Origin of the sequence: Paenibacillus sp. FSL P4-0081 (assembly GCF_000758565.1) — a bacterium.
Lineage (GTDB): Bacteria > Bacillota > Bacilli > Paenibacillales > Paenibacillaceae > Paenibacillus_AQ > Paenibacillus_AQ phytohabitans.
Genome location: NZ_CP009280.1, coordinates 3,059,792 through 3,072,137 on the forward strand (window position 1 = coordinate 3,059,792; position 12,346 = coordinate 3,072,137).

A 12,346-nucleotide genomic window follows, 5' to 3' on the forward strand; every position below is an offset into this window, starting at 1 on the left:
ATGACAACAACAGAATTCCGGTTTCAAAGCGATCATCCGATCTTGGCCCATCATCAGGTGATGGGCAGCGGCATCCTGCCGGGATTGGCTTACATTGATATCTGTTACCAATGGTTCAGGGAGCAGGGATATGATTGCGCAGAGCTGGAGCTGCGCCAGGTTACCCTCTTCCGCCCCGTAACCATCCGGGAGAACGAGGAGATCCGGCTGCAGCTTCATTGTGTGGAAGCGCAGAAGGGACAATGGCAAATCCGGGTGGAAGGCGAAATTACCGGGACGGAGGAAGAGTCCGCCGGGCCTTTCATGACCGCCGAGATGCACCGCTGCCCGCCGGTGCGGTTCGAGCATTCGGTCGATGCGGACCGTATCCGTTCTTCGGCCGGCAGCAGGACAGATATGGCGCTGCTCTATGAGCAGTGCCGGGCTCTCGGACTTGTACATTCCGGATTCATGAAGGCGGAAGGAAGGCTGTTTGACGAGGCCGATTCGCTCTTGCTGGACCTGGATCTCCCGCAGGATAGCCTCGGGGAAGCAGATAGCTTCATGTTCCACCCGGCACTGCTCGACGGAAGCTGCGTCGGGGCCGGGGCACACTTCACGCAATTGGCGGAGGACCGGAGGCTGTTTCTGCCTGTCTACATCGAATCATTTTGTGCTGCGGAGCTGATTCAAGCGAACTGTATGGCCTTAGTCAAGCATTCATCGGTAATTCAACGGGATGGACTATTGTCGTTTACGCTGGCGTTTTTTAACCGGGATGGCCGGCAAATCGGCGAGCTGAAGAATATTACGAACAAGCTGGTCCGCGGCGGGGAGGCAGAGGGCCCTGGTCAGCTCCTTCCCCGGCAGCCGCAAGAAGCTTTGCCGGACGTAACGGAAGCGGCTCAGAGCGCGGCTGCCGCCGCACGCCGTTTTCTCGTCAGCCTGATTGCGGAGCGGATGGACCGGGACGAGAAACAGATTGATGTGCGGGCGGGCTATTTTGAAATGGGGATTGATTCGGCCTCCATGCTTACACTGGCCAAGGCTGTGGAGAACCGTCTCGGGACGGCCATCTCCCCGACGCTTCTATTCGAGTACCCGACGGTTGAACGCTTAGCGCAGTATTTGGGAGCTGCCTATCCGGAGCAGCTTCGTCCGGAGGAGCCGGAGCTGAGCACGAATCTGCCGGCTGCAGACGGCGGCGTATGGCCTGTGAATTCCAGTGCGGCTGAACCGGCAGCGCACGCGTCTGCTCGCGGTGATGACATCGCGGTCATCGGCATGGCCGGGCGATATCCGTCCGCTGCGAACCTGGAACAATTCTGGGCGAATCTGACGGCCGGCAAAGATTGTATCCGCGAGGTTCCGTCTTCCCGCTGGAAGTCAGAGCGGCTGGCGGGCCTTCGTTCCGCCTCGGGGAAGCCGATGTCCCGCTGGGGCGGATTCATCGACGATCCGGATTGCTTCGATCCGCAATTTTTTAGAATTACGCCGAGAGAGGCGGAGACGCTCGACCCTCAGGAGCGGCTGTTTCTGGAAACCTGCTGGGAGACCATCGAGGACGCGGGCTATACGCCGGATTCATTGGCAGTACCGGCAGGGCCGCATCAGCGCCGCCGCGTCGGGGTATTTGTCGGTGTGATGCATAAGGATTACGCGCTGCTCGGGGCGGAAGCGGCGGCGCAGGGGCACCCGTTTCCGCTATCGCTGAACTATGCCCCCATAGCGAACCGCGTGTCGTATGTTTGCAATTTTCATGGACCCAGCATGGCCGTCGATACGGTATGCTCCTCCTCGCTGACTGCGGTACATCTGGCCATGGAGAGCATTCGGAGCGGAGACTGCGAAGCCGCATTGGCAGGCGGCGTCAATCTGTCGCTCCATCCGGCCAAATATGCCACTTACGGCATGATGGACATGCAGGCCAGCGACGGGCGCTGCCGCACGTTCGGCAGCGGCGGAGACGGCTACGTGTCGGGAGAAGGAGTCGGCGCCGTTCTGCTCAAGCCGCTCAGCAAGGCGATTGCGGACGGTGATCATATTTATGCTGTTCTGAAAGGAAGCATGATCAATCACGGCGGCTCGGCGAGCGGCATTACTGTGCCTAACCCTGTGGCCCATGCCGATTTGATCGGTGAATGTCTCCAGAAGGCCGGTATTGGCGCGCGGTCGGTTTCGTATATCGAGGCTCACGGGACCGGGACGCCGCTGGGCGACCCGATAGAGATGGAGGGACTCGTTAGAGCATTCCGCTCCCATACGGACGATACCCAGTTCTGTTCGGTCGGCTCCGTAAAATCGAATATCGGCCATGCAGAGTCGGCTGCCGGCATTTGCGGGCTTCAGAAAGTCATTTTGCAGCTTTGCCACCGGATGCTGGTGCCTTCGCTGCATGCGGAGGAGCTTAATCCATATATCGATTTTGAACGGTCTCCTTTCTATGTACAGCGGAAGCTCGCGGCATGGGAGCGGCCAGTTGTGACGGATAAGGGCAAGGAGATAAGCGTGCCGCTGCGGGCGGGCATCAGCTCGTTTGGAGCCACCGGCTCCAACGCCCATCTCCTGCTTGAAGAATACGACCCTGCGGCTCACGCGGCAGGCACGGTCCCGGTCAATCCGCCACTTGGTGAGAACGGCCAGTGTCCCGCACTTGTACTGCTCTCCGCCAAAAACAAGGAACGTCTTCACGCATATGCCGGCAAGCTGGCCGGCCATTTACAGCCGGATTCGGATTACCGCACCGTTGATCTGCATGCGCTGGCCTACACGCTTCAAGTCGGCCGTGAGGCGATGGAAGAACGCGCTGCCTTCCTGGTGAGGGATTTACCGGAGCTTGTCGCCGGGCTGCGCCTGCTGGCAGCGGGAGAAGAGAGCACCGGCTCAGTATGGCTTGGCCGGTCGGGATTTGACGCGGCTGAGGACCGGCTCGTTCCGGAGGCGGCTGCTGAAAGCTTGGCTTCCGCTGCCGCCGCATGGGTCCACGGACGGGAAGTCGACTGGAAGAGGATGTACGGTGAATCCGTACCTCTTCGCCTGAGCCTGCCATCGTACCCTTTTGCCAAAGAACGGTATTGGGTACCGGTAACCGGCCATCCAGCGGGTGCCAGGCTGTCCGCTTCGTCCTTGCTGCATCCGCTGCTCCACGAGAATGTCTCGGACTTCCGGGAGCAGCGCTTCCGGACGGTCTTTACCGGCAGCGAGTTTTTTCTGGCAGATCATATTGTGAACGGACAGCGTATGCTTCCCGCCACAGCATACCTGGAAATGGTCCGGGCCGCTGTGGCGATGTCTGCCGGCGAAATGCCGGAAGGGCCGCTCCGTATCCGGTTGAAGCATATTGTCTGGTCTAACCCCTTCATCGCAGGCGAAGGAACGGCTGTCGATATCGCGCTTTTTCCTGAGACGGACAATGAAATTACATTCGATATCTTTAGTCATGCGCCGGGAGAGGAGCCGGTTGTGTACTGCCAGGGAACTGCGGTAATTGCTTCCGGCACCGTAGAAGCCGCCCGGATGGATCTGGACCGGGTTCGCTCGGAATGTGCGGAGGATAGTCTGGATGCGCCAGCACTATACGGGCTGTTCCGGTCGATGGGAATCGAATACGGCGCAGCCCACCGCGGGGTGGACAGGCTTCAGCTAGGCGAGGGCCAGGCGCTTGCGCGGCTGACGCTGCCGGCGGAAGCGGCCGCTTCAGAGGCCTATGTCCTGCATCCGAGCTCTATGGATGCGGCGCTGCAAGCCTGCATCGGACTTGCTCCGGCGGCAGGCGCGGCAGGCAAGCCTTTGCTTCCATTCGCGCTGGAAGAGCTGGTTATTCACGGTGCCTGCACGGAACGGATGTGGGTCTGGACCCGCTATAGCCCGGGAAGCGGGACTGGCTCTCCGCTGCTCAAATATGATTTGGACCTCTGCGATGATCAGGGCAGTGTGCTCATTCAGCTAAAAGGCTTATCCGTTCGTCCGTTGGAGCTTGAAACGCTTACGGGTACGAAGTCAGCACCGGCTTCCACATTACTGCTGCATAAAGAATGGGTAGAACGACCGGCTGCTTTCACGCATAGTTTATCCGGCCTGGACGTTAAGCATCTCGTTGTCCTTAGCGGACAGGAGGCGTTCGATTTAGCCGCGCTTCGTGCCAATCTGGGTGGTGCAGAATGCGTCCAATTCCCTCATGAAGGGGAGGGGACGGCCGCCCGTTACCGCAGGGCTGCGGCCGCTCTGCTCGAGCATCTTCAGCGCATAGGCCCAAGCTCTCCGGCGGAGAGGCTGCTTATTCAACTCGCGGTCCCGAACCAGGGCGAGCTCCGGCTGTATGCCGGACTTTTCGGGATGCTGAAAACGATGCAGCTGGAGAACACGGGTCTGGCCGTGCAGCTGATTGAGCTGGAACCTGGGGACAATGCAGGTTCCCTCGCGTACAAATTGAAGCAGGACAGCATAGATTTGGAGTACGAACATATCCGTTACGAGCATGGGAAGCGGCATGTTGCCATTCGCCAGGCAGTTGACATTTCCGGCGGAGATGCCCCTCATTCGCTGCCTTGGAAAGATGGGGGCGTCTATCTAATCACCGGCGGAGCGGGCGGGCTTGGCCTGATTATTTCCAGGGAAATTGCACGTTCTGTTAACGATCCGTCAATTATACTGGCTGGACGCTCCGAGCTGGACAAGGCAATGGAGGCGGAGCTTGACGAGTTGCGCAGAAGCGGTACCCGCGTCCGTTACGTGAAGACAGATGTCAGCGACTTTACGGAAGTTTGCAGTCTAATGAACAGCATCCGCTCTGAATATGGCACGCTGAACGGCATCGTACATAGCGCGGGCCTGGTTCGTGACCGTATGCTCATGCACAAAACGGCTGCGGAGCTGCAGGAGGTGCTGGCACCGAAGGTGGACGGGCTTGTTCATCTGGATGAGGCCAGCACCGGCTTTCCGCTCGACTTTGTTATCGCCTTCTCATCGGCAGCCGGGAGTCTAGGCAATTCCGGTCAAGCGGATTATGCGGCGGCCAACGCTTTCATGGATGCATATGCCGGGTTCCGCAATACGCTCTACCAGTCCGGCAAGCGGAACGGCCGGATGCTGTCGGTTGGCTGGCCGCTGTGGGCGGAAGGCGGAATGAGGCTGGAGGCACAAGCGGAGACAGCACTGCTTGGAAGCAAAGGCCTGATTCCTCTGCGGACGGCCTCCGGTATCCGGGCAATGTACCGGGCATGGGCTGCACAGAAGGATCATGTACTGGTACTTGAGGGAGACGCTGCCCGTATGCTGGACATCGATAAGCAGCAGTCCGCCACATGGGAACAACAGACCGGCGCCGGTGCTGACGGGACTTTGGCCGAAATAGATGTGCTTTACGGCTTTGCAGTACGGTACCTCACCAGGTTGTTGGCCGAAGTGACCAAGCTGCCGGTCAGCCGGATTGATGACGTCACCTCCTTGGAGGAGTACGGCATGGATTCGATCGTAGCGATGCAGCTGACTGCTGAAATGGAGAAAGGATTCGGGACGCTGCCGAAGACGCTGTTCTTCGAATACCGGAATTTGCAGGAATTGGCGGCATATCTGACCAAAGCTTACCCGGGCAGGATATCCGCATTGTCAGGCGAACCGGCCGGGCTGAAGGAGACAGCAGCCGCCAAGGTTCCGGCTGAGACTGCGAAAGACGGCACGTTGAAGAGGCTCACGCCCCGCTCCCGGCCATCCGGCAGACTGCACCGCGGTAATAGCGAGGATACCGCTGCAGAAGCGGCGGGTCTGCCGGCTGCCGCAAAGGATATCGCCATTATCGGCTTGTCGGGACGTTACCCGGGAGCATGGGACTTGGAGGAGTTCTGGCAGGTACTGAAGGACGGCAGGGATTGTATTACCGGAATTCCGGCTGCGCGCTGGGATAACAACCGCCACCGCAAAGGGAGCGAAGGCCGGAACGCTGAACGTTGGGGCGGTTTTATCGATGGTGTCGACGAATTTGATCCGCTATTCTTCAACATCTCTCCGCGCGAAGCGGAGACGATGGATCCGCAGGAGCGGCTCTTTCTGGAGCGCGTCTATGAAGCGATGGAGGATGCGGGCTATGTGCGCCTGACAGGCGGAGCCTCCGCCCCGTATCATACGGGCAGTGTAGGCGTATACGTCGGGGTCATGTACGAGGAATATCAGCTGTATGGTGTTCGCGAGCAGATACAGGGAAAAGCGGTGGCACTTTCGGGTAATTCGGCATCCATCGCCAACCGGGTGTCGTATTATTGCAATTTTCAAGGACCGAGTATGGCGGTTGCGACCATGTGCTCGTCCTCTCTGACGGCGATTCACCTGGCATGCCAAAGCTTGCGGCTGGGCGAGTGCAAGATGGCCGTAGCCGGCGGCGTCAACGTATCGGTTCATCAGAACAAATATATATTGCTTGAGCAAAACCAGTTCGTGTCGAGCAAAGGCCGATGCGAAAGCTTCGGTATCGGGGGAGACGGCTATGTGCCCGGCGAGGGAGTCGGCGCCGTGCTGCTTAAGCCGCTCGATCAGGCAATTGCCGACGGCGACCCGATCTACGGCGTGATTAAAGGAACGGCCGTTAATCACGGCGGCAAGGTGAACGGCTACACCGTCCCGAATCCGAACGCCCAAGCGGAGGTCATCGGCAAAGCGCTTAGGGAAGCGGGACTCGATGCCCGGGAACTCACGTATATCGAAGCGCATGGAACGGGCACTTCGCTGGGCGATCCGATTGAAATCGCGGGGTTAGCCAAATGCTTCGGGACCTATACGCAGGATAAACAATTTTGTGCGATCGGGTCGGTCAAGTCGAATATCGGCCATTCCGAAAGCGCGGCCGGCATTGCCGGACTCACCAAGGTGCTGCTGCAGCTGCAGCATAAACAGCTCGTGCCGTCGCTCCACTCGGAAGTGCTGAATCCTAACATCGATTTTACGAATACACCTTTTACCGTTCAACGGGAGCTGGCAGAATGGCCAAGACCACTGCTTAACCTGGACGGAACGGCGAAGGAGCACCGGCGGACAGCGGGCCTGTCATCGTTCGGCGCGGGCGGCTCGAATGCCCACATCATTATTCAGGAATACGTTCCGGCCGGGACGGAGGCAATGTACGTGGAGTCTGCGGGTACACCGGTGCATCCTGCTCTTATTCTGTTATCCGCAAGAGATGAGGAGAGACTCCGGGAGCAGGCGAAGCGGCTTGTTGAGGCGATACGCTGTAAAGGACTGTCGGATACGGATTTGCCGCATTTGGCGTATACACTTCAAGTCGGCCGCGAAGCCATGGAGGAACGGCTGGCGCTTGCGGCGGTGACGATGGCGGATGCGGTGCAGAAGCTGACGGCTTACGCAGAGAATCCTGCGGCAGCCTCCCTGGACATATACCGGGACGGGATCAGACGCAATAAAGAAATGATGGCATTGCTCGCCCAAGATGAAGATATGGCTGCTGCAGTGGACCATTGGATGGCAAAAGGCAAATGGAACAAGCTCCTCGGGCTCTGGGTGAGGGGCGGGGCAGTGGATTGGTCCCGGCTTTACACCGGTTCAGGCTTCTTGCCGCGGCGCTTGCGGCTGCCTTCCTATCCTTTCGCCAGAGAACGGTATTGGGTTGCCGGCGGACAAGAACATGCCGATGTATCCGGCGGCAGTGCCGGGCAGGCTTATCTTCATCCTCTGCTGCATGTAAATACATCTGATCTGGCAGAGCAACGGTATACTTCTTTGTTTACGGGGGCGGAATTTTATCTGGAGGATCATGTGGTGAACGGGCAATACATGCTGCCTGCCGCCGCATTCCTGGAGATGGCACGTGCTGCCGTAGAAGACGCGGCTGCAGGCTTGACGGATGAGCCGTCAGCCATCCGGCTGTCCGGCGTAACGTGGCCCCGCCCGCTTATCGCGGGAACACAGCCCGTTCAAGTGCATATCGGACTCCATCCCGGTGAGCGGGATGAAATTATGTTCGACATATACGGGAACGGGGAAGACGGCAGTGCGCCGGTCTACAGCAGCGGCCGGGCAGAGCTGTATGCGGTAGAAGATGCCCCGCTGCTAGACCTGGACGCCCTTTATGCGGCCTGCAGCGGGCAGCAGTTCGATGCCGGTACCGTGTATGAAAGCTTCCGCTTGAGGGGGATCGGGTACGGGCCCGGCCACCGGGGGATCAAGAGGCTGCACACCGGCCCAGGACAAGTGCTGGCAGAGCTTACGCTGCCTGACTTCCTGGCGGGGACTGAGGATACCTATATGCTGCATCCGAGCTTGCTCGACTCGGCGCTTCAAGCGTCGGCAGGACTGCGCCTCGCTGAGGCTGACGCAGGAAAGGCAGCGGACGCCCAGGGGCTCTATCTGCCTTTTGCTTTGGAGGAGCTGGAGGTGACGGGAGCCTGCGCTTCCCGGATGGTTGCCCATGTCCGTTACAGCGATGGAAGCCCGGCAGACGGTAGCACCGACAAATTCGATATTGATTTATGCGACCGGAGCGGGAAGGTCTGTGCCCGGTTAAAAGGGTTCACGGTTCGTAAAACCGGCCCGGAAGCGCTGCGCCAGCAGGAAGAAGGAGCGGCAGCAAGCGCGTCGAAGCCGCAGATGCAGACATTAAGCCTGCTGCCGGTCTGGGATGCCGTTAAACCTGCAATGAAGCAGGACAATACACGGGATGGAGAAGGATTATTACTGATCGGAACGCCCGGGGTGATACGCGACCGGGTGATGCAGCACTTTGCCGGTGCTTCCCTGATGGAGCTTATGGGGGGAGAAACGGCGGATATGATTGCGCAGCGGCTTCAGGCGCAGGGTCCGGTCCGCCATGTGGTGTGGATTGCGCCGCACAATACGATCGAATCTCCTGCCGATGAAGCATGGATTGGGGAGCAGGAGCGCGGGGTGCTGCAAGTATTCCGCCTGATCAAAGCGTTTCTTCAATTAAAATACGGCGGCCAGCCGCTGGAATGGACGCTGGTGACGGTGCAGTCGCAGCCTATCCATTCCTGTGACCCGCTGAAGACGGCACATGCCGGGGTTCACGGACTGGCAGGGTCAATGGCCAAAGAATATCCGGGCTGGCAGATACGCGCTGTCGATCTGGAAGCGGGCCGGGAGTTCCCTGTTGAAGACATGTTCAGGCTTCCGGCGGAACCGCAAGGAAATTCCTGGGTCTACCGTACGGGCGAATGGCACAAGCAGAAGCTCGTCCCGATTCAGGAAGCCGCTTCCGAACCGACGCTCTTCCAGGAGGGCGGCGTGTATGTGGTAATTGGAGGCGCAGGCGGCATCGGCCAAGCGTGGAGCGAATATATGATCCGGACCTACCAGGCCAATGTGATATGGATTGGAAGGCGGGAGAAGGATTCCGGCATTCAAGCCGGCATCGACCGGCTTGCGGCTCTGGGTCCGGCGCCCGGATATATTACGGCAGATGCGGCCGACCTGCAGTCTTTTCAGCGCGCTTATCTTGAGATCAAGCAGCGCTATTCCCGCATTAACGGCATTGTGCATGCGGCGCTTGTGCTGCGGGATCAGTTACTTGCGAACATGGACGAAGAACGTTTCCAGGCGGCCCTTGCCGCCAAGGTAGATGTATCTGTGAGGATAGGCCAAGTATTCCGGGACGAGCCGCTCGATTTCGTGCTGTTCTTCTCCTCCGTCAATGCGTTTGCAAGATCCGCAGGACAAAGCAATTATAGCGCAGGCTGCGCTTTTAAGGATGCATATGCCAGCTATTTGGCAGGAGTGTGGCCGTGTGCCGTCAAGGTGATGAACTGGGGATATTGGGGAAGCGTCGGAGCTGTCGCATCCCGGGAATACAGCGAGCGCATGGCTAACAGGGGAATCGGCTCCATCGAGCCGCCGGAGGCAATGGCTGCGCTGGAGTCGCTGCTGGCCGGTCCGGTGAATCAGATGGCACTGGTCCGGACGGCGAACCCCGGGACTATGGAAATGATCGATGTCCGGCAGGCAGCCTCAGTCTATTCCGCACAAGCGGATGCTTCACCGGGCGCCGGCATATTCCATCACATGGCGGAAGATATCCAGGAAGGGCAGACCCGGCAGGCCAAAGCGCTGAGCAGCCCGGCGGCCCGTGAGCTGGAACAGCTGATAGTGCGGCTACTGCTCAAGCAGCTTCGTACAACCGCTGCCCCCCTTGCTAACGGCAGGCTGGAGCGGCAGGCGATGTTCGGTAAGTGGCTGGAGGCAAGTGTACAACTGCTTGCGGAGCACGCTGGAGTGTCCGATCCGCTGAATGAATTGCCTGAGGAGGAGACGGCTGCACTCTGGCAGGAGTGGAGCGGCCGCAGGCAGGAATGGCTGGACACCGAAGGGTTAGAAGCACAGGTTATCCTGGCGGAGACGATGCTGCGCGCGCTGCCTGATATTCTAACCGGGCAGCGGCCGGCCACAGATGTCATGTTCCCGAATTCCTCCATGCATCTGGTCGAAGGAATATATAAGAACAATCCCCATGCCGATTACTTCAACGGCGTATTGGCCGGCACGGCTGTCGCCTATGTGGAGCAGCGTATCAGGCACAATCCGTCCGCAAAGATCCGCATTCTGGAGATCGGCGCAGGGACCGGCGGAACGAGCAGCGGGGTGCTGCGCAAGCTGGAGCCTTACCGGGACCGGATCCAGGAGTACGCCTATACGGATCTCTCACGGGCGTTTCTTCAGCATGCAGAGAAGGAATACGGCCCGCGTTATCCTTATCTGGCTTATGGCATCTTTAATGCCGAGAACGGCATTCAGGAGCAGGGGTATGCGGCCGGCGTCTACGATGTCGTCATCGCGGCGAATGCTCTGCATGCGACCAGAGATATCCGCACGGCGCTGCGCAATGCGAAGGCGCTGCTGCGGAGCGGGGGCATTCTGCTGCTGAACGAAATCACGCGCAGCGATTTGTTCACCCATATCACCTTCGGTCTGCTGGAAGGCTGGTGGGCGTATGAAGATGCTGCGCTGCGCGCGCCGGGTTGTCCGGGGCTTGCTCCAGATACGTGGCAGGCTGTTCTCGCCGGGGAAGGGTTCGGGCGGATCATCTTCCCGGCCGGTGCCGCCCATGACAAGGGGCAGCAGATTATTGCGGCGCACAGTGACGGGATCGCAAGGCAACGTCTCCAGGCCCAGCCGGACGGCAGTCCAAAGGTTCATAAGGAAGTAAAGGCGATTCATGCGGCAGCAAAAGTTGAAGCCGTTAGCTTCCAAAGGAACCAACCTGCGGCTGCTGCGGAGGCTGCGGATACCCGTGTGCCTGAGGAGGAGCTGCGCGCGCGAAGCCGCAGCTATTTCAAACGGCTGATCGGGGACGTGCTTAGACTGCCGGATCACCGGATCGACGCCTCAGAACCGTTCGAAAGCTACGGCATCGACTCGATTCTGGTCGTCCAGCTGACGGATTCGCTGCGCGGAGTGTTACCTTCGGTCAGCTCAACCTTGTTTTTCGAGCACAGGACGATTGATTCGCTGGTCGAGCATTTCATTCTGACACAGGAGGACGGATTGCGGAAGCTGGTCGGCATGGAGAACGGCATTGCGGTGGCAGCCGGATTACCGGAAGCTTCTGCGGCCGGTCCGGGAGCCGGTTCCGCGCCTTCTGTGCATTCCGCGCCGCTTCGTCCACCTACGGCATCCTTGATGACCAAGCGCCGGTTTGTTTCCAGGACGGCAACGGAGCCGGAATCGATACCGAGGCCGGTATCAAATTCGGAATCCAAGCCATCGTACGTGCAGGACGTCGCGGTTATCGGTTTATCCGGCCGGTTCCCGATGGCCGGCGGGGTGAACGAATTCTGGGAGAACGTGAAGCAGGGAAGAAGCTGTATCTCTGAGATTCCGCCGCAGCGGTGGGATTGGCGAAGTTATTATAACGAAGAGAAAGGCAAGAGCGGATCGATGTATACCCGGTGGGGAGGCTTTCTTGAGGATATCGACGCTTTTGATCCGATGTTTTTCCGCATATCGCCGAAGGAAGCCGCCCAGATGGATCCTCAGGAGCGGCTGTTTCTTGAATCTGCTTACGCTTCCGTAGAGGATGCGGGCTATACGCCTGCGAATCTTAGCACCAGCCGGAAGGTCGGAGTATTCGCCGGGGTGATGAATGGCAGCTATCCGACAGGGGCCAGCTACTGGTCGATTGCCAACCGGGTCTCATACCTGCTGAACTTTCAGGGGCCAAGCATGGCGGTCGATACAGCCTGTTCGTCTTCCTTGACGGCTGTGCATCTGGCGCTGGAGAGCCTCTACAGCGGGATGAGCGAATGCGCCGTCGTCGGCGGTGTTAACCTGATCGCGGACCCGGTCCATTATCTGAAGCTGTCGGCTGCAACCATGCTCTCCCCTGGCGATACCTGCAGGGCGTTCGGTGCGG

Annotated in this window: 1 protein-coding gene (only partly in view); it reads left to right on the forward strand. The window is 59.2% G+C overall.

The features are described from left to right. A protein-coding gene (locus P40081_RS38425; protein ID WP_042135872.1) for an SDR family NAD(P)-dependent oxidoreductase crosses the window boundary here: on the forward strand, positions 1-12,346 show its 5' portion. 5,999 nt of this gene lie beyond the right edge of the window; 12,346 of the gene's 18,345 nt are visible here — the first part of the coding sequence; its start codon is at positions 1-3; the stop codon falls past the right edge of the window.